This window comes from Pseudomonas sp. AC136 (assembly GCF_979258585.1).
In genome coordinates this window covers 2344828-2368484 of the sequence record NZ_OZ409865.1, presented here as the reverse complement: position 1 = coordinate 2368484, position 23657 = coordinate 2344828, and the positions used below count along the sequence as shown (strand labels likewise).

General features: G+C 62.9%; 18 protein-coding genes. 14 read left to right on the top strand and 4 right to left on the bottom strand.

Annotated features, from left to right (window positions below; genetic code table 11):
• Positions 1-106: 106 nt before the first annotated feature.
• The 6 genes from ACZZZU_RS10745 to ACZZZU_RS10720 all read left to right on the top strand — a co-directional run bounded on the left by ACZZZU_RS10745 (position 107) and on the right by ACZZZU_RS10720 (position 9004).
• A complete protein-coding gene (locus tag ACZZZU_RS10745) occupies positions 107-1678 on the top strand; it encodes a hypothetical protein (protein ID WP_463550572.1) in 1572 nt (523 codons plus the stop codon).
• A gap of 40 nt (positions 1679-1718) precedes the next feature.
• Positions 1719-3422, top strand: a complete 1704-nt coding sequence (locus tag ACZZZU_RS10740) for a molecular chaperone HscC (protein WP_463550571.1) — start codon at positions 1719-1721, stop codon at positions 3420-3422.
• On the top strand, positions 3419-5083 hold the full coding sequence (locus ACZZZU_RS10735; protein WP_463550570.1) for a hypothetical protein: 1665 nt from the start codon (positions 3419-3421) through the stop codon (positions 5081-5083). Before ACZZZU_RS10740 ends, ACZZZU_RS10735 begins: the two co-directional genes overlap by 4 nt.
• Before the next feature lie 125 nt (positions 5084-5208).
• A complete protein-coding gene (locus tag ACZZZU_RS10730; RefSeq protein ID WP_463550569.1) occupies positions 5209-5781 on the top strand; it encodes a (2Fe-2S)-binding protein in 573 nt (190 codons plus the stop codon).
• Positions 5778-6767, top strand: coding sequence for an FAD binding domain-containing protein (locus ACZZZU_RS10725; RefSeq protein ID WP_463550568.1), 990 nt, complete (start codon positions 5778-5780; stop codon positions 6765-6767). Before ACZZZU_RS10730 ends, ACZZZU_RS10725 begins: the two co-directional genes overlap by 4 nt.
• On the top strand, positions 6764-9004 hold the full coding sequence (locus ACZZZU_RS10720) for a xanthine dehydrogenase family protein molybdopterin-binding subunit (protein ID WP_463550567.1): 2241 nt from the start codon (positions 6764-6766) through the stop codon (positions 9002-9004). The genes ACZZZU_RS10725 and ACZZZU_RS10720 overlap by 4 nt, the downstream gene beginning before the upstream one ends.
• On the opposite strand, the gene ACZZZU_RS10715 is transcribed toward ACZZZU_RS10720, so the two are convergent.
• Entirely contained in the window at positions 8982-10235 is a 1254-nt protein-coding gene (locus ACZZZU_RS10715) for an MFS transporter (RefSeq protein ID WP_463550566.1), read from the bottom strand. The genes ACZZZU_RS10720 and ACZZZU_RS10715 overlap by 23 nt on opposite strands.
• Before the next feature lie 1056 nt (positions 10236-11291).
• Between ACZZZU_RS10715 and ACZZZU_RS10710 the strand changes: the two genes are divergently transcribed.
• The 6 genes from ACZZZU_RS10710 (at position 11292) to ACZZZU_RS10685 (ending at position 18082) form a co-directional block, all read left to right on the top strand.
• Positions 11292-12725, top strand: a complete 1434-nt coding sequence (locus ACZZZU_RS10710) for a cytochrome ubiquinol oxidase subunit I (protein ID WP_463550565.1) — start codon at positions 11292-11294, stop codon at positions 12723-12725.
• A 2-nt stretch (positions 12726-12727) separates the two neighbouring features.
• Positions 12728-13738 carry a cytochrome d ubiquinol oxidase subunit II gene (cydB, locus tag ACZZZU_RS10705; RefSeq protein WP_122494628.1) on the top strand — a complete coding sequence of 337 codons (1011 nt, stop codon included), beginning with the start codon at positions 12728-12730 and terminating at the stop codon, positions 13736-13738.
• 10 nt (positions 13739-13748) lie between these two features.
• Positions 13749-13889 carry a DUF2474 domain-containing protein gene (locus ACZZZU_RS10700; RefSeq protein ID WP_463550564.1) on the top strand — a complete coding sequence of 47 codons (141 nt, stop codon included), beginning with the start codon at positions 13749-13751 and terminating at the stop codon, positions 13887-13889.
• A 159-nt stretch (positions 13890-14048) separates the two neighbouring features.
• Positions 14049-14555, top strand: a complete 507-nt coding sequence (locus ACZZZU_RS10695; RefSeq protein WP_463550563.1) for an RNA polymerase sigma factor — start codon at positions 14049-14051, stop codon at positions 14553-14555.
• Complete coding sequence (locus ACZZZU_RS10690; RefSeq protein ID WP_463550562.1) at positions 14552-15517, top strand: FecR family protein; 966 nt, start codon at positions 14552-14554, stop codon at positions 15515-15517. Before ACZZZU_RS10695 ends, ACZZZU_RS10690 begins: the two co-directional genes overlap by 4 nt.
• Positions 15518-15670: 153 nt before the next feature.
• Positions 15671-18082, top strand: a complete 2412-nt coding sequence (locus ACZZZU_RS10685) for a TonB-dependent siderophore receptor (protein ID WP_463550561.1) — start codon at positions 15671-15673, stop codon at positions 18080-18082.
• A 177-nt stretch (positions 18083-18259) separates the two neighbouring features.
• On the opposite strand, the gene ACZZZU_RS10680 is transcribed toward ACZZZU_RS10685, so the two are convergent.
• Positions 18260-19384, bottom strand: a complete 1125-nt coding sequence (locus tag ACZZZU_RS10680; protein ID WP_463550560.1) for a methyltransferase — start codon at positions 19382-19384, stop codon at positions 18260-18262.
• A gap of 172 nt (positions 19385-19556) precedes the next feature.
• Here ACZZZU_RS10680 and ACZZZU_RS10675 point away from each other — a divergent pair, with 172 nt between their 5' ends.
• Positions 19557-20333 (top strand): ferredoxin--NADP reductase, encoded by a 777-nt coding sequence (locus ACZZZU_RS10675; protein WP_463550559.1) that lies wholly within the window; start codon positions 19557-19559, stop codon positions 20331-20333.
• Positions 20334-20492: 159 nt separating this feature from the next.
• On the opposite strand, the gene ACZZZU_RS10670 is transcribed toward ACZZZU_RS10675, so the two are convergent.
• Positions 20493-21815 (bottom strand): aminotransferase class III-fold pyridoxal phosphate-dependent enzyme, encoded by a 1323-nt coding sequence (locus ACZZZU_RS10670; RefSeq protein ID WP_463550558.1) that lies wholly within the window; start codon positions 21813-21815, stop codon positions 20493-20495.
• Between the two features lie 337 nt (positions 21816-22152).
• Between ACZZZU_RS10670 and ACZZZU_RS10665 the strand changes: the two genes are divergently transcribed.
• On the top strand, positions 22153-22944 hold the full coding sequence (locus tag ACZZZU_RS10665) for an aldolase (protein WP_463550557.1): 792 nt from the start codon (positions 22153-22155) through the stop codon (positions 22942-22944).
• Here ACZZZU_RS10665 and urtE read toward each other — a convergent pair.
• Complete coding sequence (urtE, locus tag ACZZZU_RS10660) at positions 22941-23639, bottom strand: urea ABC transporter ATP-binding subunit UrtE (RefSeq protein WP_122452264.1); 699 nt, start codon at positions 23637-23639, stop codon at positions 22941-22943. The genes ACZZZU_RS10665 and urtE overlap by 4 nt on opposite strands.
• Between the last annotated feature and the right edge of the window lie 18 nt (positions 23640-23657).

The following is a 23657-nucleotide window of genomic DNA, read 5'->3' as shown; positions in this document are numbered from 1 at the left end:
AGACGGAGGTCTTCGCCAGTCCCCGCCATTGCAAGGAGCGCAGGCCTGCCATGTTCGTCCCCGCCGTTTCTGTTTTCGCCGCGCCGCCTCGCTGGAAAACCGCACCGTGAGCTGCTGGGAAGTGCTCGGCCTCGACGCTCAAAGTGATGCGCGTGCGATCAAGCGTCGTTATGCCGAGCTGGTCAAAGTGTTCCGCCCGGATGCTGACCCCGTAGGCTTTCAACGCGTGCGTGAAGCCTACGATCATGCGCTGTTCATGGCGCGGCTTGATGAAAGCGCTGCGCCGGTTCAGGCCGATACGCCACCGACCTCGCCGTCGCCAGGCGCGGATGCACAATGGCTGCACGCGCTGATGGCGACCCTCACGCTCGATGCCCTCGATAACGCCCTGCACACCGCCCGCACCCATGGCGGCCAGGCCTTGTTCGAGCGCGCGTTACTCGCGCACTGTGTTTCGCCACGCCCTGAGGCGCCGGCCTGGACGGCGTGGGCGCTCACCCACCTGCAATGGCTGACGCCTTGGCAAACCGCAGAGCTGCCCCAGGCGCAGCTCGACATGCTGGCGCAGCACCTGTTGCGCCGGCATTGGGCTGAGTTGAACGGTTGGGTGGACGCCGATGACTGGGCACAGGCCATTGCCTGCGTGCAGCGTTTTTACGCCCAGCCCTGGATGCAGTCGGTCGACCGCAGCCTTAGCTATTCGCAGGCGCTGGTGAACTGGCAGGTGGAAAACGACGCCGTCACGCTCGTTTTTTTCCTGGAGACCGCGAAGTTGTTCGGCTGGGGTGAGAACACTGAGCGGATGCCGATTGCCCATTGGCAGCGCGACGTTCTGCTCAAGCGTCAGGACGAGCGTTGGTTCAGCAGGAAAATCAACCGGCTATTGGCCGTAAAAGAACCGCGTAACACTGAGGAATCGGCGGCCTGGATGCTGTTCAAACCGCTCGGCGCTGCCCAGCGGCGACGCTTGGCTGATGATTTCATCAAGCTTGACTGGGCCGCCTGCGAGCAAATGCAGCGCATCGCCAACAGCCAGCCGAAGCACCTGTGGCCGCCTGCCGATCCTGACGGCGATGCCGAGCCGTTTGATTGGCAGCGCTACCGCGCCGGCCAACGGTGGTCGGGCGCTTATGCCTGGCTGGTGGTGTTGTGCATCGCGACCTTCGCCCTGATCAACAGCCTGCCGCATTCATTGTCGGGGGTGCGTGGCCAGACGCCCGGCGCCCCGGCCTGGGTGGTCATCCAAAGCTGCGTAAATGGTGCGTTCGCGGCCTTGCTGCTTAGCGGTGTGCATCGCACATGGAGTTGGCTGGCGCGGCGATTGACCGTCGTCGACTTTGCGCTCGGCAGGTTGTGTATGCCGGCCGCTGTTTTCTGTCGCGGTGCAGGCCTGCTGCCGTTACGCAACGGCGTGCCCTGCATCGGGCTCGGGGTGGTGGTCGGCGCTCTGCTGGCCAGCACCACGGATCTGTCGCCCTTGCTGGTGTTTGCTTTCGGGCTGCTGGCTAGTGGGCTCGCGGGGGCCTATTCGCTGTTGCAGTTTTTCCGTCCCGGCCTGCGTGCGCCCCGTCTGAGCCTATGGCTGAACGCCAACCTCGAAGGACTGCTCGCGCACGCCATGTGGATAGGCGGCTTGCTGGGCTTGGGCTGGATGCTGTGGTTCAGCACGCCGCGTTAATCATTTTTACTTTCTCGTCTTGGCAAGGAGCGGCGTCAGCATGATTGTCGGCATCGATTTAGGCACCACCAACAGTCTCGTCGCGGTTTGGCAGGACGATAAACCCTGTCTGGTTGCCAATGCCCTCGGTGGTTTTCTCACGCCCAGCGTGGTCGGGCTCGATGACCTCGGCCAGGTTCTGGTTGGCGAAGTGGCGCGCGAACGCCTGCAAACCCACCCGCACCTCACCACGTCGTTGTTCAAACGCTACATGGGCAGCAAGCGCGACATTCAGTTGGGAAAGCGCACCTTCCGCCCGGAAGAGCTCTCCGCGCTGGTGCTCAAAAGCCTGATGGCGGACGTGGAGCGCGCCTACGGCGAGCCGGTGACAGAGGCGGTGATCAGCGTGCCGGCCTATTTCAGCGACGCTCAGCGCAAAGCTACGCGCACGGCGGGCGAGCTGGCTGGGCTGACGGTGGAAAAACTCATCAACGAACCCACCGCCGCCGCGCTTTCTTATGGCCTGCACCGTAAGGAAGAAAGCTCGTTTCTGGTCTTCGATCTGGGCGGCGGCACGTTCGATGTGTCGATTCTTGAACTGTTCGACGGCGTCATGGAAGTGCGCGCCAGCGCCGGCGATAACTTCCTCGGCGGTGAAGATTTCGACGATGTGCTGGTGCAGCGCTTCGTGAAACTGCAAGGCAAGACGCCGGGCTTTCCGGACGCCAACCAGCCCGCTATCCGCAACCGTTTGCGCCGCGAAGCGCAACGCGTTCGTCATGAGCTGGGCAGCCGCGAAGAGAGCGTATTTAGCCTGCGCTTGAACGATCAGCAATGGTCCGAGCCGTTCACCGCCGAGCGCTTGCACGAAGCGGCCATGCCGCTGCTCGATCGTTTGCGTGCGCCCATCGAGCGAGCGCTGCGTGATGCCAGCATTCGTGCGGCCGATCTCGACGAAGTGCTGTTGGTGGGCGGCACCACCCGCATGCCACTGCTGCGCAAATTGACCGCCGGCCTGTTTGGGCGAATTCCTTCCATGCACCTCAATCCTGATGAAGTAGTGGCGTTGGGCGCGGCTGTGCAGGCAGCGCTCAAAGCGCGGCACGCGGCGCTGGAGGAAGTGGTGTTGACCGATGTGTGCCCTTACAGCTTGGGCATCGAAGTGACGAACCAAAGTGCGGTGGGCAATGAGCACGGCCATTACCTGCCCATCATCGAGCGCAACAGCGTAGTGCCGGTCAGCCGCGTGGAGCGGGTGCACACCACCCATCCCCAGCAGCGTCAGGTGCACGTCAAAGTATTTCAAGGCGAGAGCCGCCTGGTGAAAGACAACATTTTCCTTGGCGAGCTGCAGATCGAGGTGCCGCCGCAAACCGACAGCCTGCTCGACCTCGACGTGCGGTTTACCTACGACATCAACGGCCTGCTGGAAGCCTTCGTGACCATTGCGCTCACCCAGGAAAGCCACAGCCTGGTGATCGAAAACAGTCCGGGCGCGATGACGGCCGATGAAATTGCCGAGCGCCTGAAGCAGCTGCAAGACCTGAAAATTCATCCACGCGAACAACAGGTCAACAGCGTGTTGGTGGCGCGGCTCGAGCGCTTGTATCAGGAAAGCCTCGGGGAGCAGCGCCAATACGTCGGCACCTTGGCGCAGCAGTTTCAGCAACTGCTTGAGACTCAGGACGAACGGCAGATACGCGTCGGTCGCGCGGAAATTGGCCAACGCCTGGAAGCATTGGAAAAAGGGTTTAACGGGCTATGAACCAGAGTTGCTGGCAGGTGCTGGGCTTAAGCGATGAGAGTGATAGCGGCACCATCAAACGTCGTTATGCCCAACTGCTCAAAGTCACCCGCCCGGACGACGACCCGCAGGCTTTTCAGTGTCTGCGCGAGGCTTATGAAGCCGCGCTGCAACAGGCTCGCCGGTCGGATATGCACGCGTCGTTGCAGGTCGTAGCGTTGGAAATTGAAGCGGTGCAAGCGCCTTCGGAACCTGCGGCCTGGTCCGATCACAACCCTTGGCTGAACGAGATTTTCGCCGAGCTCAGCGTGGCGCAACTCGACGCTCACCTGCTCCAGGCACGTGAGCGCGACTGTCAGCCACTGTTTGAAGCACGTTTGCTGACCCACTGTCTGGCTGCTGGGAATGACGCCATTGCGTGCGTGCAGTGGGCGGTGGACGCGCTGCGCTGGTTAACGCCGTGGCAGTCGTCAGCGCTGGCCCACAAACAGACCGAGCAATTGGCCGCGCAACTGCTGAACGCGCGAATCGCTGAACTCGCCCAGTGGTTGGCAGAGGGGCAGGAAAGCCGCGCATTCGACGGGCTGACCGCCCTGTTGCGCAGCCCCTGGCTGGAAAGCGTGGACCGCCAGGCGCAGGCCCGCGAGGCGCTGCTGGAGTGGTTGGCCAGCGACGAAAACCGCACCCCTGCGATGGTCGAGCGTTTGTTTGATTTGCTGGGCATCGACGACAAACAAGCCCGCGAGTACCACCAACATTGGGCACTGACCCACTTGCACCAGTACTTGGCCAAACAGGCGGTGCTGCGACGACTGCGCAAGCAACTGGCCTTGACCTGGCCGGTGCGCCACGAGGAGCAAGCGGCATGGCTGCTGTTCAAAGACATGAGCGCCAGCGAAGGGCGGCGTCTGAGCGATGCGGTGGCGCCGGATGTCTGGGAAGCCTGCGCAACCCTGGAGTTCGAGATGCGCCATGAGGTCCCGGAGCTGGTCCCGGCACTGCGTGAGCAGGGTATTCAAAACTGGCGCAAATGGTTGGCACGCGCCGAAGGAGTTTGGCTGAACCTGTGGTTGATGCTGCTGGTGATGCTGGCCACCGCCGCGCCTGGGTGGGTCAAGATCATGGGCGGCGCGCCACTGCCGGACGATCTCGGCGCCAAGGCGGTGGCCACGGTTGGCGCCGGGGTTATCACGATGCTGCTGGTCCGATGGGTGGGCCGAGGTGTGGACCGCATCGCGCGGCTCCTGGCAGGCACAGACGCCTGGATCAGCGAGCGCCTGTTGCCTCGCTTCGTGGCGAATGACGGGGCCGGTTTTCTGCTACTGCGCCACGGTGTGCCTTGCGCGTTGCTCGGTGCCGTATACGGCGGTTGGGCCAGCGGTTTGGGCCCCTACGCTCCGCTCTTCGGCAGCGCGGTGGGGGTGGGAGCCGTGGCGTACGCGCTGCAAAACCTGCGCAGCGATGCGCCCACCAGTGGCCGCATGGACGCGCTGCGGGACTTTTGGCAGCGGCGCAAAGCCACATTTGGCTGGGCGCTGGTGGCGGTTCTGATCGTTTGCTTTGTGGCGATACGCAACGTGCAATTCTCAACGGCTCAGCAGCTAGGTGCTGGTCAATCATGCCAACAGAAGGTCGGCGAGTGGGGTCTTAAATGCGAGCAACGGCCTGCTGGGGCACGGTGATCGAAGAGGCAGCCACCGCTTGGCATAAACCCTGAACCCCCTTCCAAAGGGAGCAGTCGTACCCCATAGACGCAGCTAACTGCGCCGCCGCCCATGCGCGGCCCGCCGATTACCGCGAGGCTTCTATGAGTACGACTCTGACTGGCGAAGGCCTGGAAAATGAGCGCGACGATCTGTTCGCGCTGCACACCCTGCGTTTCACCATCAATGGCGAGCAGCGCCGGGTTCAGGTGCCGGCCTGGACCACGTTGTTGGACATGCTGCGTGAGCAACTGCAACTCACTGGCACCAAAAAAGGCTGCGACCACGGCCAATGTGGTGCGTGCACGGTGTTGCTCGACGGCAAGCGTATCAACAGCTGCCTGACCCTGGCGGTGATGCACGATGGCGCGGAACTGACGACCATTGAAGGCGTGGCCAACGGCGAAGAGCTGCATCCGTTGCAGCGCGCGTTTATCAAGCACGATGCCTTTCAATGCGGCTTCTGTACGCCGGGGCAAATCTGTTCGGCGCTGGCGATGGCCGGTGAAAACCGTGCCCACAGCACCGACGAAATTCGCGAGCAAATGAGCGGCAATCTGTGCCGTTGCGGCGCCTACAACAACATTCTGGCGGCCATCGAAGAAGCGTTGCCGGTGTGTCGCGGTGAGTTGGAAACCAGCGCGCCGGCGTTGATCAAGAAGGGGGACGCGGCATGAGTCCCTTTGCTTATGCGCGGCCCACGGCACTGGATGAAGCCCTGCGGTTGGCCGGGCCACATGCGCGTTTTATTGCCGGTGGCACCAACCTGCTCGATTTGATGAAAGAGAACGTCGAGCGTCCGCAACGCTTGATCGATATTACCGGCCTGCCGCTGCACGAACTCACCGATACGGTGGACGGCGGCCTGCTGATCGGCGCCTTGGTCAGCAACAGCGACCTCGCCTGGCACCCTCGCGTGGAGCGCGATTATCCGTTGCTGGCGCAGGCGATTCTGGCCGGTGCTTCGCCGCAGCTGCGCAACATGGCCACCACCGGCGGCAACCTGTTGCAACGCACCCGCTGCCTGTATTTCTACGACACCGCCACGCCATGCAATAAGCGCGAGCCGGGCTCCGGTTGCAGCGCGCTAAAGGGCTTGAACCGTAACCACGCGATTCTGGGCGCCAGTGAACACTGCGTGGCGACCCATCCTTCGGACATGTGCGTGGCCCTTGCCGCCTTGCAGGCCAAGGTGCATGTGGCCGGACCGCAAGGCGCGCGGGTGATTGCCTTTGCCGATTTCCATCGCCTGCCCGGCGATGAGCCGCAGCGCGACAATGTGCTGGCGCAGGACGAGCTGATTACCGCCATCGAACTGCCCCCCGCCGGGTTTGCCGCCCACAGCCACTACCTGAAGGTGCGCGACCGTGAGTCGTACGCCTTCGCCTTGGTGTCGGTGGCGGCGGCGCTGGATATCGACGGCCTTGTGATCCGCGAGGCGCGTATCGCCCTGGGTGGCGTGGCGCACAAACCGTGGCGCAACCCGGACGCCGAAGCGGCGCTGGTGGGCAAACCGGCGACGCCCGCGAATTTCCGCCTGGCCGCCGATTTGCTCCTCGACGGTGCCAACGGCCTGGGCCGCAACACGTTCAAAATTGAACTGGCGCGCCAGGCTGTGGTGCGTGCCCTCAACGATGCCGCGAAAGCAGGGGAGGCCGCATGAGCGCCACCGTTACAGCCCTTCACACGCCACTTGAAGCGCCCATGGGCGTGCCAATGGACCGCGTCGACGGCTACGCCAAAGTCACCGGCGAAGCGCGCTATGCAGCGGATTTTCACACGGCCGAGTTGACCTACGGTTGGGTGGTGTCCAGCCCCATCGCCCATGGCCGCATTGTCGATATCGACGCCCGCGCCGCCTTGGCATTGCCTGGCGTGTTGCTGGTGCTCAGCCACCTGAATCGGCCCGAATTGGCCAGCTACGACGAGGCGTATATGGACGCCGATGCGGGCGACGGCTCGCCGTTCCGTCCGTTCTACAACGACCGCATTCTCTACAGCGGCCAGCCGGTGGCGCTGGTGGTGGCGAAGACATTGGAACAGGCGCGCATGGCTGCCGCCCAGGTGCACGTTGAATACCGCAGCGAGCCCCATCACACCGATCTGCGCGAGCAGTTGGGCAACAGCCACAAAGCCCCCGCCGAGTTGCCCGAACCGCGCGGCGATGTCGACGCGGCGCTGGCGCGCTCCACCGCCCGCGTCGACGTGGAATACGAGACGCCGATCGAGCACCACAACCCCATGGAGCCTCACGCCTCCACCGTGGTGGTGCAACCCGATGGTGGCCTGCTGATTTACGACAAAACCCAAGGCACGCAAAACTGCCGCACCTTTGTCGAGCAAGTGTTCGGCCTGGAGCCGGGCAGCGTGCGGGTGGTGGCGCATTACGTGGGCGGCGCCTTTGGTTCCGGCCTGCGTCCGCAATACCAATTGACCTTGGCAGTGATGGCCGCGCTGAAGCTCAAACGCTCAGTGCGTGTGGCCCTGACTCGCCAGCAAATGTTCACCTTTGGCTACCGGCCGCGCACCATCCAACGCTTGAGTCTGGGCGCCGATGCCAGCGGCAAGTTGCAAGCCATTCGCCATGAAGCGATTGCGCAAACCGCCAGTTTTGAGGACTTCACTGAGCATCTGGTCGAGTGGTCCGGCATGCTTTACCACTGCGATAACGTGGCGCTCGACTACCACTTGGTGCCGTTGGATGTGTACACGCCGTTGGACATGCGCGCACCGGGCGCCGCCACGGGCGTGTCGGCACTGGAATGCGCTATCGACGAATTGGCCTACGCCGCCAACGTCTGCCCGCTGAAGCTGCGCATCGAAAACTACAGCGACCGTAACCAGAACGAAGACAAACCCTACTCAAGCAAGGCCCTGCGCGAGTGCTACAGCGAAGGCGCCGAACGCTTCGGCTGGGCCAGACGTTCGCCCGAGCCGCGCAGCATGCGCGACGGCAACGACCTGCTCGGCTGGGGCGTGGCCACCGGCGTGTGGGAAGCCATGCAGCAGAAAGCCAGCGCCCGCGTGGTGCTCGACGTTTACGGGCGCCTGCACGTCAGCAGCGCCGTGACGGACATCGGCACTGGCACCTATACCGCGCTCACGCAAATTGCAGCCGCTGCCATGGGGCTGGACACCGATGACGTGGCGGTGCTGATCGGCGACTCCAGCCTGCCCACCTCGCCGCTGCAAGGCGGCTCGTTCACCATTTCCTCGGTTGGCAGCGCCGTGCAGCAAGCCTGCGCCGCCCTGCAAAAACAACTGCTGGAAGCGGCGCAACAGCTCGACGATTCGCCGTTCGCCGAGGCCACCCGCGAGCAGGTGGAGTTCGCTGATGGCGCGTTGCGTCTGAAGGCCGACCCGAGCCAGCAAGTAGCCCTTGGCGAGATTGTGCGCGGCAGCGGCAGCGGGCATATCGAGGCCCATGTCGACGCTGAGCCGGACCAAGAGAAACGCGACCCCTACGCCACCGCCACGCATTCGGCGGTGTTCGTGGAAGTGCGCGTCGACGAAGCGCTGGGCAAAGTGCGCGTCAGCCGTGTGGTCAGCGCCATTGCCGCCGGGCGCGTGGTGAATCCGAAAACCGCCCGCAGCCAGATCCTCGGCGGCGTGGTGTGGGGCATTGGCATGGCCCTGCAGGAAGAGACGCAAATCGACCACAACCTGGGCCGCTACATGAACCACAACCTGGCCGAATACCACGTGCCGGTGCATGCCGACATGGGCGACATCGATGTGATTTTTGTCGACGAGCCCGACACCATCGTCAACGCCCTGGGCTCAAAAGGCGTGGGTGAAATTGGCCTGGTGGGCGTCGGCGCGGCGATTGCCAACGCCGTGTATCACGCGACCGGCAAGCGCATTCGGGAGTTCCCGATTACGGTGGAGAAGGTGTTGTAGGCGCGGCGGGTTCCGGCGCGCTGAGGGTTTCGCGGTTGGCCAGGGTGGGGAACAGCTTGTACCAAGTGCCGGTAATCAACAGCGTGCCGACCCCGCCCATGACCACCGCGTTAACCGTGCCGAACCAATGGGCGGTCAGGCCGGACTCGAACTCGCCGAGCTGATTGGACGCGCCGATAAACAAGCCATTCACCGCACTGACGCGGCCGCGCATGGCATCGGGCGTTTCCAGCTGCACGAACGCGCCGCGAATGACCATGCTGATCATGTCGGCCGCACCGAGAATCACCAGCACCAGCAGCGAGAACCACAACGAGGTCGACAACCCAAAGGCGATGGTCGCCACGCCAAACACGCCGACCGCAATAAACATCACGCGGCCCACCTTGCGCTTGATCGGAAAGCGCGCAATCCAGAACGCCATCAACAGCGCGCCCACCGCTGGCGCCGAACGCAGCATGCCCAGGCCCCACGGGCCGGTGAGCAGAATGTCTTTAGCGAATACCGGCAACAGCGCCGTAGCGCCGCCCAGCAGCACCGCGAATAAATCCAGCGAAATGGCGCCGAAAATATCCGGCCGGCTGCGAATAAAACGGATACCCGCCAACAGCGAATGCACTGACGGCCGCTCCTGGCTGAGCTTGGCCTGGTTCTTCGGCAGGCTCAGCATCAACCCGCACGCCAGCACATACAGCGCCGTGGTGGGCGCATACACCCAGATACTGCCAAACGCATAAAGAAAACCGCCCAGCGCCGGGGCGACGATGGTGGCCGTTTGAATCGCCGAGGAAGACGCCGCAATGGCCGCCGGAAACAACGCCGCCGGCACCAGGCTCGGCAACAGCGCTTGGGTGGCCGGCATCTCAAAGGCACGGGTACTGCCGAGCAGGAAAGCCAATACAAAAATCATCTCGCGCGTGACATCGCCGCTGGTGCTGCCCAGCACCAAAGCCAAGGCAATCACCGCCTGACAACCCTGACAAAACGCCGCCACCTTGCGCCGGTCATAGCGGTCCGCCACGTGGCCGGTGTGCAACATAAACAGCACCCGCGGCAAGAACTCCACCAAGCCGACCCAGCCCAGGTCCATGACGCTGCCGGTGAGCTGATACATATGCCAACCGATAGCGACCGTGAGCATTTGAAAACCACTCGCCGTGAATACGCGGGCGAGCCAGAACGTGAGGAACGGAACGTGATGACGCAAGAGCACGGGCGTGGTGGTGGACATAGTTCATCTGGGGAATTGGGGCGGGGACGGCAGAGGCTAGCATGGGGGCGGTTGGCGGTGACCATGAAGCGGCCAGTGATCGCCCGGTTTTTTTGGGGGGGGATTGGTAAAGCAAAAGGCCCCTCACCCCCAGCCCCTCTCCCGCGAGCGGGCGAGGGGAGGCGAGCATCGGCGTTTCCAGGAATCGCGGCTAAAGCCGCTCCCACAGTAGCCACGCATCCCCCTGTGGGAGCGGCCGGGCGGCGATCCGCTTTAGCCGCGATGGTGTTGATCTGCTGCTTTTGATCCACCGCTTTTGATCTACCCGCCCCATTCATCGCAGGCCGAGTGGAGTCGACGTGGAGGGGGTTGAGCGGCCGGGAGCCGCGAAAGGCGTGTCGGGCCAAGGATGGCCCGTCTCGCCGGCCCCCGTAGCGGCGATGGAGGGAGGGAAGTCGAAGCGCAGCGTAGACCCAAGGTAGGGGCAAGCTTTTTTGCTTAGTTTTTCATGGTCCGGCATACCGGCGACTGGAAAAAGTGAGTCGCGCGTAAGGCGCGAAACAAAACGTTCAGCACACGCGGTAATGAATACCTCTGCACATCCACCGTGCAAGGCTTGAGACTCTGGATCCCCGCCTGCGCGGGGATGACGGTGGGCTGGTTGAAACGCGCGTAAGGCGCGAAACAAAACGTTCAGTACACGCGGTAATGAAACCTCTGCACATCCACCGTGCAAGGCTTGAGACTCTGGATCCCGAATCGTCGGACCGCCGCGTTCGCGAGGATGACGGAGGTATGGCGAAGGATCTGCGTAAAGGTATTCGCCTAGCGGACGTTTCGGTGTCGTCTAAACGCCGGAAAACCTTCGCGCGACAATCCACCACATCAGCCCTCAACCCGCAAAAGCGTTAGGCTTTGACCCACATCAACACGCCATCAACCATGGCGTGCAGGGCCAAGCCGCCCATCCCGTAACACGCCGCCCTAACAATAATTTCCTGAACCGATCGCAAATTTTCGGGGCTAACGAGAAGCCCCCACGAACGCGCGATAACTGATTTCTGACGAGGAATATCCATGTTTGGCTTAGAGGCGCTGGATCTGGCCCGAATGCAGTTCGCGTTCACCATTTCCTTTCACATCATCTTCCCCGCCATCACCATCGGCCTGGCCAGTTACCTGGCTGTGCTCGAAGGGCTGTGGCTGAAGACCCGCGACGAAACCTACCGTGACCTGTACCACTTCTGGTCGAAAATTTTCGCCGTCAACTTCGGCATGGGCGTGGTCTCGGGCTTGGTGATGGCCTACCAATTCGGCACCAACTGGAGCGGATTTTCCGATTTCGCCGGCGCCATCACGGGGCCGCTGCTGACCTACGAGGTGCTCACGGCGTTCTTCCTCGAAGCCGGGTTCCTCGGTGTGATGCTGTTTGGCTGGAACCGCGTAGGCCCCGGTTTGCACTTTTTCTCCACCGTGATGGTGGCCATCGGTACGTTGATTTCCACCTTCTGGATTCTCGCGTCCAATAGCTGGATGCACACCCCGCAAGGCTTCGACATTGTTGACGGGCGCGTGGTGCCGTTGGATTGGTTCGCGGTGATTTTCAACCCGTCGTTCCCCTATCGCCTGATTCATATGTCCATCGCGGCCTTCCTGGCCACGGCGTTTTTTGTCGGCTCGTCGGCGGCCTGGCACTTGCTGCGCGGGCGCGGCAATCCGGCGATTCGGCGCATGTTGTCGATGGCCATGTGGATGGCGTTGATCGTGGCGCCAATCCAGATGGTGGTCGGCGATTTCCATGGCCTGAACACGCTTAAACACCAGCCGGCGAAAATCGCTGCCATCGAAGGCCATTGGGAAAACGTCGGCAACGAACCGACGCCGTTGATCCTGTTTGGCTGGCCCGACATGAAGGCGGAGAAAACCCGTTTCGCCGTCGAAATTCCGTACATGGGCAGCCTGATTCTGACCCACAGCCTGGACAAACAAGTGCCGGCGCTGAAGGAGTTCAAGGCTGAAGACCGGCCCAACTCCACCATCGTGTTCTGGACGTTCCGCATCATGGTCGCGCTCGGCATGCTGATGTTGCTGACCGGCGTGTGGAGCCTGTGGCTGCGGTTTCGCGGTCGGCTGTACGAGTCCAAGCCGTTTCTGTACCTGGCGTTGTGGATGGGGCCTTCCGGCGTGATTGCCATTCTGGCCGGCTGGTTTACCACGGAAGTCGGCCGCCAGCCGTGGGTGGTGTACGGCCTGATGCGCACGGCCGATGCGTCGTCCAACCACAGCTTCGCGCAAATGAGCCTGACCCTGATTCTCTTCGTGGTGGTGTACTTCGCCCTGTTTGGCGCGGGGTTCGGCTACATGATGCGCCTGGTGCGCAAAGGCCCGATCACCGACGAAGGCCGCGAGCCACGCGAAGGCGGGCCGGGGACCAAACGGACACCGGCGCGGCCGTTGTCGGCGCCGGGCGAAGGCCTGGAAACTGACCAGAACCTGGGCAGAGGTAACTGAGTATGGGCGGTATCGATCTTTCGTTGATCTGGGCGGTCATCATCGTCTTCGGCATCATGATGTACGTGGTCATGGACGGCTTCGACCTGGGCATCGGCATTCTCTTCCCGTTTGTGAAAGACGACGGTGAACGGGACATCATGATGAACACCGTGGCGCCGGTTTGGGACGGTAATGAGACCTGGCTGGTGCTGGGCGGCGCGGGCCTGTTCGGCGCCTTTCCGCTGGCCTATTCGGTGGTGCTCAGCGCCTTGTATTTGCCGCTGATTTTCATGCTGCTGGGCCTGATCTTTCGCGGCGTGGCGTTCGAGTTCCGCTTCAAAGCCAAAGAGCACAAGCGCCATCTGTGGGACAAAGCCTTTATCGGTGGCTCGCTGACCGCCACGTTCTTTCAGGGCGTGGCGCTGGGGGCGTATATCGACGGCCTGCCCGTGGTTAACCGTACCTATGCCGGCGGCTCGCTGGATTGGCTGGCGCCGTTCCCGTTGTTCTGCGGCGTGGCGCTGATTGCCGCTTACGCGCTGCTGGGCTGCACCTGGCTCATCATGAAAACCGAAGGCCGTTTGCAAAAGCAGATGCACGACATGGCGCGGCCCTTAGCATTCGTGCTGCTGGGCGTGACTGGCGTGGTCAGCCTGTGGACACCCTTGGCCCATAGCGAAATCGCCGAACGCTGGTTCAGCCTGCCGAACCTGTTCTATTTCCTGCCGGTTCCCGTGCTGGTGCTGGTGACGTTCGTGGCCCTGCTGCGCGCCGTGGAGCGCAACCGCAACTACGTGCCGTTCCTGCTGACGCTGGTGCTGATTTTCCTCGGCTACAGCGGCTTGGGCATCAGCTTGTGGCCGAACATCATTCCGCCGTCAGTGAGCATCTGGCAGGCCGCGTCGCCGCCGTCGAGCCAGGGTTTCATTCTGGTCGGCGCGCTATTCATCATCCCATTCATCCTGATGTACACCGCCTGGAGCTACTACGTATTCCGCGGCAAGGTGACACCGGATCAGGGCTATCACTAGGGGCGCGGCGATGGAAACCAGCGAAAAACAACCCTTTTGGAAACGCCTCGGCTGGCTGGTCCTCATCTGGACCGCCAGCGTGCTGGCCTTGGGCGTGGTGTCGTATTTGCTGCGCCTGTTTATGCAGGCGGCGGGCATGAGCACGCCGTAGGGCGAGGCCGGCGTTAAACAAACGCATCCCCTGTAGGAGAGGCTTTAGCCTCGAGCTTTTGATCTCCAGCGCCGCACTGCCTTCTCGCCATTAATCGCATTTGAAATCAATTCTCAACAAAGGTATGTTGCGCTTCCCTCGTTTCAGCCGGAAGCCGCCGTGCCTTCGCCTCTCGACCCTCACTCTGAGGACGACCCGTTTCAGCGCCATGCCGGCGAGCTGCTGCGTTTTTTCCAGCGGCAGTTGAAGTGCGCCGAGTTGGCGGCCGATTTGCGCCAGGAAGCGTGGTTGCGTTTCAGCCGCCGCGAGCAGACGGAGGACATCGGCAACCTGCGCGCGTTTCTCTACCGCATTGCACGCAATCTCATCATCGACCACCACCGTCAGCAGGAAGCTCGTCCGACTCAGGAAGCCATGGACGATCAGCTGGAGTCCGAGCTGCCCGGTCCCGAGCGCATTGCCAGCGGCGCGCAAGGCGTGAGCCGTTTGCAGAACGTGCTCGACGGTTTGCCCGAGCACTTGCGCCAGGCGCTGCTGTGGAATCGGCTCGACGGCTTGACCCAGCGTGAAATCGGTGAGCGCCTCGGTGTCTCGGAAAGCATGGCCGGACGCTATATCCTCAAGGCCCTCGAAACCTGTCAGCAGCACATGGACGCCGGCCAATGACACACACCCAACCCGCCACCGATTTGCCCTTGGCGCAAGCGCGCGAATGGCAGGTGCTGCTGCATTCCGGGCGCGCGACGGCGGCGGACCATGCACGGCTTGATGCCTGGCGGGCGGCGTCGCAGCAGAACGCCGAGGCCATGCAGCAGGTGGAAAATCTGTGGTCGCTGCTCGGCGAAGTGTCACGGCCGGCGCCGGCCGCGAACGTGGTCAAGGTGAAGCGGGCCCCTCGCGCGACGAGCTGGGGTTTGCCGCTGGCCGCAGCCGCCGCGTTGCTGCTGGCGGTGTGGCTGCCGCAAGGCACCTGGGTTGGCCTGTACGCCGACTACCACACCCAGCCTGGCGAGGTGCGCGAGGTGCGCTTGAGCGATGGCTCGGTGCTCACGCTCAACGGTGACACGGCGCTGGACTGGTCGGTAACCGAGGGCCGCCGCGAGGTGAAGTTGTATCGCGGCGAAGCGGATTTCCAGGTCGCCCATGACGCCACCCAGCCGTTCTTCGTGCTCGCCGGCCCGGCGCAGATTCGCGTCACCGGCACCCGGTTCGACGTCCACTACAGCGGCGACAGGCAGGTTCAACTGGCCGTCAGTCAGGGCCAAGTGCACGTCAGCGACGGCAACCAGCCCGCGCAGTTTGTGAACGCGCACCAGCAGATCGCCTGGCGCAACGGCGCACTGCAAACCCTCGAACCGCTGGACGAAGCACAACGTCTGGCCTGGCAACGGGGGCGGCTGGTGTTCCGTTCGCAGCCGCTGGTGGAGGTGTTCGCCCAGTTGCAACGGGTGCAGCGCGAGCGCGTGGTGTTTCTGGACGACGCGGCGCGGCGCCTGCAAGTGACCGGGGTATTTGCCAGCGCCGACCCAAACGCGCTGTTGCGTGCCATCGAAAGCAATTTGCCGGTGCGCCTCACGCGTCTGCCGGGGCTGTTGCTGGTGTCTTCACGCGAGCCGGCGGCCGAGTAAATTCCGGGCCTGCGCGACGGCGCGAAAAATAATCGAAAAAAAATGGCGGCGTCGGTTCAGAAAGCTCGCGCGCTTACGTCTTCTGTTTCTGCAAATGCGAAGTTATCGCAAAAGAGAACAGAAGCAACAGACCCGGCAGAACAGGACATCACCATGGGCCGCAAGCCATCGCGCGTTTTTCACTCTTTCCTGGCCATTCCGTTGGCCTGCGCCAGCCTCGCCGCGTCGGCCGTCGAACTGAACGTGCCCGCGCAAAGCCTGGAAGCGGCGCTGACCGATTTCGCTGAACAGGCCAACGTGCGCCTGCTCTACGACGCCGGCCTGACCCGCAGCCAGCAGGCGCCGGCGCTACAGGGTGATTACTCGGTGGCAGACGGTCTGCAGCGCTTGCTGCAAGGTTCTGGCCTGACTTACCGCATCGACGCCGACGGCACCGTGAGCGTGCAGCCGATTCCGGCAGATACCGGCGCGGTCGAGCTGGACGTAACCAACGTCAACAGCGTGGCCGATGGCCGTCGCGACCTGCCGGAAACCTACGCCGGCGGCGACGTGGCCCGTGGCGCGCGCGTCGGTGTGCTGGGCAACCAAGACATGCAAGACGTGCCCTTCAGCGTGTCGAGCTACACCAGCCAACTGATCGAAAACCGCCAGGCCCAAAGCCTGGGCGAGGTGATGGACAGCGACCCGGCGGTGCGTCAGTCCTATGGCTTCGGCAACTTCTCGCAAGTGTTCGTGATCCGTGGCCTGCAACTGTATTCCGACGACATTTCGCTGAACGGTTTGTACGGCGTTCTGCCGCGCCAAATCATTTCCACTGAAGCGGTGGAACGGGTGGAAGTGTTCAAAGGCTCGAACGCCTTTCTCAACGGCGTATCGCCCGGCGGTAGCGGCGTGGGCGGCGGTATCAACATCGTCTCCAAGCACGCTGAAGACACGCCCACCCGCAGCGCCACGCTGGATTACAGCAGCAGCGACCGCGTCGGTGGCAGCTTCGATCTGGGCCAGCGTTTCGGCGAAGACAACAAGTTCGGCGTGCGCGTGAACATGGCCAAACGCGATGGCGAAACGGCGGTGGACGACGAGCACCAGCACTTCAGCCTGGTGGCGTTTGGCCTGGACTACCGGGGCGAGCGCCTGCGTGTATCGACCGACTTTGGCTATCAGAAACAGCGGGTCAACGAAGGCCGCTCGGTGGTTTACCTCACGCCCGCCTCGCTAAGCAAAACCCCGAAAGTGCCAGACGCTGACCACAACTACTCCCAGCCCTGGGCGTATTCGCAGATGGAAGACACCTTCGGCATGGCCACTGTCGAATTCGACCTCAACGACACCTGGACCCTCTACGGCGCCGCTGGCGGCAAATACACCCGCGAGAACGGCGTGTACTCATCGCTGTACGTCAGCAGCCTGGATGGCAGCGGACGCGTCGGGCGCTTGTACGCCCCGCGCGATGAAGAAAGCCGCAGCGCCCTTGGCGGTTTGCGCGGCACGTTCGATACCGGGCCGGTCAGCCATAAACTCAACTTCGGCTTGAGCGGCAACTGGCGGGAATGGCGTAGCGCGAATGAGTCGACGTCTGAAGCCAATCGCTTGCCGGGCAATCTCTACGACCCTTTCGACAGTCCCATACCACGCGCCACTATCAACGGCGATATTCACGACCCACGCAAGACCGGATCCTCAATCGCCCGCAGCGCCGCCATTTCCGACACCTTGGGTTTCTTTGACGAGCGCGTGTTGTTCACCCTTGGCATTCGTCGTCAGCAGATCGTCACCAGCGCCTGGAACGCCCGCACCGGTGTGCGCAGCTCGGACTACGACCAAAGCATCAACACGCCCGTGTATGGCCTGGTGATCAAGCCCACGGAGTACCTGTCGTTCTACGCGAACCGCATCGAAGGACTCTCGCCGGGGCAGGTGAGCACGGCAGCGGGAAACCGTGGCGAGATGTTCCCGCCGTATCGTTCGAAGCAAATCGAAGCGGGCGTGAAGCTTGACTGGCAAACCTTCGGTGCCAGTTTCGGCGTGTACCGCATCGAGCAGCCGCAGCTGGTGACCGTCAACAACGTCTCCAGCGTGGATGCCGAGCAGCGTAATCGGGGCGTTGAAGTGAGCGTATTCGGCGAACCGCTGCCGGGCTTACGCCTGTTGGCGGGCGGTACGTGGGTGGACACCGAACTGCGCGGCACGGTGGCCAGCGTCGGCACACCGGCACGCACCGTGCGCGGCGTGAACGACGGCAATCGTGCCGTGGGCGTACCCAACTTCCAATACAACCTGAGCGCCGACTGGGACGTGCCGGGCGTGCAAGGCTTGGCTGTCAACGGCCTGTTGCTGCGCACCGGCGGGCAATACTACGACTCAGCCAACGACCTCAGCATTCCCGCCTGGACCCGCATCGATCTGGGGGCGCGTTATGCCTTCAAGCTGGATGAGCGCGATATCACGGTGCGGGCGGGGATGGAGAACGTGGCGAACAAGGATTATTGGGAGTCGGCTAATGGCGGGTACTTGACCCAGGGCGCGCCGAGGACGGTGAAGGTGTCGGCTACGGTGGATTTTTGAGGGGGGCTTCGGACTTTGCGCTCGGCTTACGACTCTAAATTCCGAGTCGTCGGACCGCCGCCTGCGCGGGAATGACGGGTTATGGATTTTCGAAAGCGTTTAAGTAAACACCGTCATTCCCGCGAAGGCGGGAATCCAGAGTGTCGCGTCAGCCTCGGTCCTCACCCAAACGGCAACCTACTTAACCCCCTTCAACACCACAAACTTCGGATTCGCCGCCACCTGCTCAACCCCCCGAAACAGCCGCTTCAACTTGGCGTGGTACCCCAAGTGCCGGTTCCCCACAATCCACAACTCACCCCCCGTAACCAACGCCGCGCGCGCCTGCTGAAACATGCGCCACGCGAGAAAATCCCCCAGCACTTGCTGCTGATGAAACGGCGGATTACACAGCACGATATCCAGCGAATCTTCCGCCTGTTCGGCCAACCCATCATCGGCACGGATCGTCACCGCCCGGTCGCCCAACGCCGCCTGCCAATTCTCGGCGGCCGATTGCACGGCCATGTACGACTCATCCACCAGCGTCAGCTGCGCATCCGGATTGCCCAGGGCGCAGGCGATGCCCAGCACGCCGTTGCCGCAGCCCAGGTCAGCCACGCGGGCGCTGCCGATGTTTTTTGGCAGGTGCGGGAGGAAGGCGCGGGTGCCGATGTCCAGGCCTTCGCGGCAGAACACGTTGGCGTGGTTGAGCAGCTCCAGGCGCGGCGAATCGAGCAGATAACGGCTGGGGTAGGGCGATGCGACCGGGGCTTTATGCGTCGGCGTTGCCAGCAGCAGGCGGGCTTTTTTCACCGCCAGCGAGGCCTGTACTGGACCGACGTATTGCTCCAGCAAATCGCCAGCGCTGCGTGGCAAGTGCTTGACCATGCCGGCTGCCACGACCTGTGCGCCGGGGGCGAGTTGGCCGTGCAGGCGGATCAGCTGTTCTTCCAGCAGTGCCAGGGTTTTGGGGATGCGGATCAGCACCCAGTCGAACGGCCCCTGCACGGTTTGGCTGGCCGGCACGAACTGCACGCTGTCCGCCGCCAAGTCGTTGCACGCCAGGTTATTGCGCAGCGCCAGCGCACCGAGGTGCGAGTCGCCGCTGCTGATGATCTGCGCCTTGCCCGCCAAGCTCGCCGCTAATGCACCAAAGCTGTCATTGAGCAGCAGCACGCGCGCCTCGGGCGCCAGACCCTGTTCGGCCAGATGATTGAGCAGGTATTCGTCTGCCGCATCGAACGCCTGCAACGGATCGTCGCGCTGCGGCGGCTGGCGGAACAGGTCGAGAGAAGCGAAGGGCGTGGTGAACACAGGCATGGCGCGAACCGCTGAAGAGCAAGGGCGGCAATGATGGCGGATGTGCTCGATGCTGCAAAGTGGCGCGAGCCGGGCGCGCCGTTTGGCCGGCTAAAACCCCATGCTTTGCAGGTATTGCCGCGCCGCACTTTGCGCGACACTTGGGCCATCGGCTTTGAAAGGATGTATGCGTATGACCGCTAGCGACGACAAGTTCACCCGCGAAACCTTGCTGGACGTGCGGCCCTGGTCGCCAACCCTGTTTAGCCTGCGTGGCACCCGCGATGCCGGCTTTCGTTTCCGCGCCGGGCAGTTCGCGCGCCTGGGTGTGCAGAAGGCCGACGGCAGCGTGGTGTGGCGTGCCTATTCAATGCTGTCGGCGCCCCATGACGAACACTTGGAATTCTTCTCCATCGTGGTGCCGGGCGGGGAATTCACCAGCGAGCTGAGCCGCTTGCAGGTTGGCGACGAATTGCTGGTGGAGCGTCAGGCGGTGGGCTATCTGACCCTGGACCGTTTCGTCGATGGCCGCGATTTGTGGCTGATCGGCACCGGCACCGGGTTGGCGCCGTTTTTGTCGATTTTGCAAGACTTCGAGGTGTGGCAGCGCTTCGAGCGCGTGGTGCTGGTGTACAGCGCCCGCAGCAGAACCGAGTTGGCTTATCAGGACATGATCGCCGGCCTGATGCAGCGCGATTACCTGGCCGAATACGCTGACAAGTTTGTTTACGTGCCCATTGTTACCCGCGAAGCAGTGCCCGGCGCGCTGCATGGCCGGGTCACCGGATTGATCGCCAATGGCGAACTGGAAAAAGCGGCCGGGCTTGAACTGACGCCGGAGCATTCACGGGTGATGCTGTGCGGCAACCCGCAAATGATCGACGACTGCCGCGCCGTGCTGAAGACCCGCGACATGCAACTGAGCCTGACCCGCCGGCCAGGCGCGGTGGCGGTGGAGAATTATTGGTAAAGGTCGCGCTCAATTGTGGGAGCAGCCGGGCGGCGATCCGCTTTAGCCGCGATTGGCCGGGCCTGGAACCGCAGTGGTCAAGGTCAAGAGCATCGCGGCTAAAGCCGCTCCCACAGGATTTCGAGGTCTGTGGGAGCGGCTTTAGCCGCGATGCTTTTTTCAGCCGGCGTGCTTCGCTGAAAATTCGCCGATTACTTCGTCAAAAATCGCTAACGCCTGCGCTACCTGCTCCGGGTTCACGATGCACGGCGGCACCACGTGAATGCGGTTTTCAACGATAAACGTCAGCAACCCACGCGCCTGAAACGCCGCTTTCATCTGCGCCATCACCGGCGCCGCCAGCGGTGTTTTCTTCTGCCGGTCGCTGACCAGTTCCAGCGCCCAGAACAGGCCGATACCACGCGCTTCGCCGATCAACGCGTGCTTGGCGGCCAGTGCTTTAAGGCCTGGGCCGAGGTATTCCTGGCCGATCATGCGGGCGTTGTCGACGATGCCTTCTTCGGCCATCACATCCAGCGTGGCAACGATTGCCGCCATCGCCAGCGGGTGTCCGGAATAGGTCAGGCCGCCGGGGAAGAAACGGTTCTCGTAGAACTCGGCAATCGGCTGCGAAATCATCACGCCGCCAGCCGGCACGTAGCCTGAGTTCACGCCTTTGGCGAAGCAGATCAGGTCGGGCACTACGTCGAAATTATCCAGCGCCAGCCAGGCGCCGGTGCGGCCGAAACCAGCCATCACTTCGTCGAGAATCAGCACGATGCCGAACTCGTCAGCCAGCGCCCGCACGCCTTTCATGTAGCCCTTGGGCGGCACCAGAATGCCGGCGGTGCCGGGCACGCTTTCCAGCAGAATTGCCGCCACCGAGTTCGGCCCTTCGCATTCGATAATTCGGCGCAGGTGCTGCAACGCTCGCTCGCATTCCTGCTCTTCACTGCCGGCGTAGAACTCGGTGCGGTACAGGTACGGGTTGAAGAAATGCACATGGCCACGGGCGAATTCATTGGGCACGCGGCGCAAGTCGCCGGTGGCGGCAATCGCCGAGCCGGTGCTGCCGTGGTAGGAGCGATAGGCCGAGAGAATTTTGTCGCGCCCAGTGAATTGGCGGGCCATGCGCATGGCGTTTTCGTTGGCGTCGGCACCGGCGTTGGTGAAGAACACTTTGCTGAAGTTGCTCGGCGCGTGGGACAGGATGCGCTTGGCCGCTTCGCCGCGCATCAGGTTGGCGGTGGCGGGCGCGACCGTCACCAGCGAGCCGGCCTGTTCTTGAATGGCCGCGATCACTTTCGGGTGTTGGTGGCCGATGTTGGTGTTGACCAACTGGCTGCTGAAATCCAGGTACTGATTGCCGTCGTAATCCCACAGCGTGCAACCCTGACCGCCGGCGATCACCAGCGGATTGAGGGCGCTCTGAATCGACCAGGAATGGAACACGAACTGGCGGTCGAGGGCGTGGACGTAGGCGTTGGAAATCTCGGTGCTCATGGCGGACCTCGCGAGCTGGACGGGGAATGGGGCCACCTTAGGAATAAACGCTGGCGGGGTCGTAGGGCCAGATGGGGGGAAAGGGTGGGTCAGGGCAGTTCGTTTGCCGCGGCCCTCACCCCCAGCCCCTCTCCCCGCGTGGCGGGAGAGGGGAGACCCGCCGCGCTCTGACGCCGATCGCGGTTGAATTCCCCTCTCCCGTTTACGGGAGAGGGGCTAGGGGTGAGGGCCGAACCCACCGCAATTCCATCTGGCCCATTGCGCCGGCCCATCTGCCCCTATCCAATCCAGCCAGCCCCGCTAGTCTTAGCCCATCCCACTTCACCAGGAGCCTGCCATGGCCCACGCCTTCGAACTCAACCGCGCCCCAGCCGCCGAGGTGCTTGCCGCCGACCTCAACACCGCCGCCATCCGCGAGGCGCGAATCGACTTGGCGGCGTGCTTTCGCATGGCCGCCCACCTGGGTATGGGCGAGGGCATTTGCAACCACTTCTCGGTGGTCCTGCCCGGCCATCCGCAGTTGTTTCTGGTCAATCCCTATGGCTTGGCGTTTGCCGAGGTCACGGCGTCGTCGTTGCTGATCTGCGACTTCCAGGGGCGTGTGGTGCTGGGGGAGGGCAAACCCGAGGCCACGGCGTTTTTTATTCACGCCCAACTGCACCGTTTGAATCCGCGCGCCACGGCGGCCTTTCACACCCATATGCCCAACGCCACCGCGCTGTGCATGCTCGAAGGGGAACCGTTTGTGTGGGCCGGGCAAACGGCGTTGAAGTTCTACGGGCGCATGGCCGTCGATGAGCATTACAACGGGCTGGCGCTGGACAACGCCGAAGGCGAGCGCATCGCCCGCGCGGCCGGCAATGCCGATGTGGTGATGCTGAAAAATCACGGCCCGCTGGTGCTGGGGCCGAGCATCGCCGAGGCCTGGGACGACCTCTATTACCTCGAACGCGCCGCCGAGGTGCAGCTCAAAGCCATGAGCAGCGGCCGCCCGTTAAAACCCGTGTCCCATGAAATTGCCAGTGCGGCGAGCAAGCAGATGCTGATCGGCAACGCCGACAGTGCGCGCCTGCATCTGGATAGCGTGAAGCGGCAGTTGGCCAAGCGCGAGCCCGAGTACAGCGTTTAAATCGCCACCAACCCGCGTACCCCATCCGCTTCCATGGTTTCGCCGCGCCCTTGCTGCACGATTTCGCCGCGTGACATCACCAGGTACTGGTCGGCCAGTTCCGCCGCAAAGTCATAGAACTGCTCGACCAGCAAAATCGCCATGTCACCCCGGGCGGCGAGCTTTTTGATCACCACGCCGATTTCCTTGATCACCGAGGGCTGAATGCCTTCGGTGGGCTCGTCGAGAATCAGCAGGCGCGGGTTGCTTGCCAGGGCGCGGCCAATCGCCAGTTGCTGCTGCTGACCGCCAGACAAGTCGCCGCCGCGACGCTGCTTCATTTCCTTGAGTACCGGGAACAGCTCGTAGATAAACGCCGGCACTTCCTTGGCCTGTGAACCGGGGAAACGCGACAGGCCCATCAGCAGGTTTTCTTCCACCGTCAGGCGCCCGAAAATTTCCCGGCCCTGGGGCACATAGGCGATTCCGGCGTGCACGCGCTGGTGCGGTTTGAACTGGGTGATGGGCTTGCCTTCCCACTGCACCGCGCCTTCCTTGGACGGGATCAAGCCCATCAGGCATTTGAGCAACGTGGTTTTGCCCACGCCGTTGCGGCCCAGCAGGCAGGTGACTTCGCCAACCTTGGCCTCGAACGACAAGCCGCGAAGAATGTGGCTGCCGCCGTAGAACTGGTGGAGTTTTTCGACTTGAAGCATGGTCATGTACTCGAATGT

What these genes read in the sequence shown, in the direction of transcription:
- ACZZZU_RS10740 (WP_463550571.1), top strand. Translation starts at nt 1,719, where the DNA reads ATGATTGTCGGCATCGATTTAGGCACCACCAACAGTCTCGTCGCGGTT.
- ACZZZU_RS10715 (WP_463550566.1), bottom strand. Translation starts at nt 10,235, where the DNA reads ATGTCCACCACCACGCCCGTGCTCTTGCGTCATCACGTTCCGTTCCTC.
- ACZZZU_RS10720 (WP_463550567.1), top strand. Translation starts at nt 6,764, where the DNA reads ATGAGCGCCACCGTTACAGCCCTTCACACGCCACTTGAAGCGCCCATG.
- cydB (WP_122494628.1), top strand. Translation starts at nt 12,728, where the DNA reads ATGGGCGGTATCGATCTTTCGTTGATCTGGGCGGTCATCATCGTCTTC.
- ACZZZU_RS10675 (WP_463550559.1), top strand. Translation starts at nt 19,557, where the DNA reads ATGACCGCTAGCGACGACAAGTTCACCCGCGAAACCTTGCTGGACGTG.
- ACZZZU_RS10725 (WP_463550568.1), top strand. Translation starts at nt 5,778, where the DNA reads ATGAGTCCCTTTGCTTATGCGCGGCCCACGGCACTGGATGAAGCCCTG.
- ACZZZU_RS10680 (WP_463550560.1), bottom strand. Translation starts at nt 19,384, where the DNA reads ATGCCTGTGTTCACCACGCCCTTCGCTTCTCTCGACCTGTTCCGCCAG.
- ACZZZU_RS10735 (WP_463550570.1), top strand. Translation starts at nt 3,419, where the DNA reads ATGAACCAGAGTTGCTGGCAGGTGCTGGGCTTAAGCGATGAGAGTGAT.
- ACZZZU_RS10710 (WP_463550565.1), top strand. Translation starts at nt 11,292, where the DNA reads ATGTTTGGCTTAGAGGCGCTGGATCTGGCCCGAATGCAGTTCGCGTTC.
- ACZZZU_RS10665 (WP_463550557.1), top strand. Translation starts at nt 22,153, where the DNA reads ATGGCCCACGCCTTCGAACTCAACCGCGCCCCAGCCGCCGAGGTGCTT.
- ACZZZU_RS10685 (WP_463550561.1), top strand. Translation starts at nt 15,671, where the DNA reads ATGGGCCGCAAGCCATCGCGCGTTTTTCACTCTTTCCTGGCCATTCCG.
- ACZZZU_RS10700 (WP_463550564.1), top strand. Translation starts at nt 13,749, where the DNA reads ATGGAAACCAGCGAAAAACAACCCTTTTGGAAACGCCTCGGCTGGCTG.
- ACZZZU_RS10670 (WP_463550558.1), bottom strand. Translation starts at nt 21,815, where the DNA reads ATGAGCACCGAGATTTCCAACGCCTACGTCCACGCCCTCGACCGCCAG.
- ACZZZU_RS10730 (WP_463550569.1), top strand. Translation starts at nt 5,209, where the DNA reads ATGAGTACGACTCTGACTGGCGAAGGCCTGGAAAATGAGCGCGACGAT.
- ACZZZU_RS10690 (WP_463550562.1), top strand. Translation starts at nt 14,552, where the DNA reads ATGACACACACCCAACCCGCCACCGATTTGCCCTTGGCGCAAGCGCGC.
- urtE (WP_122452264.1), bottom strand. Translation starts at nt 23,639, where the DNA reads ATGCTTCAAGTCGAAAAACTCCACCAGTTCTACGGCGGCAGCCACATT.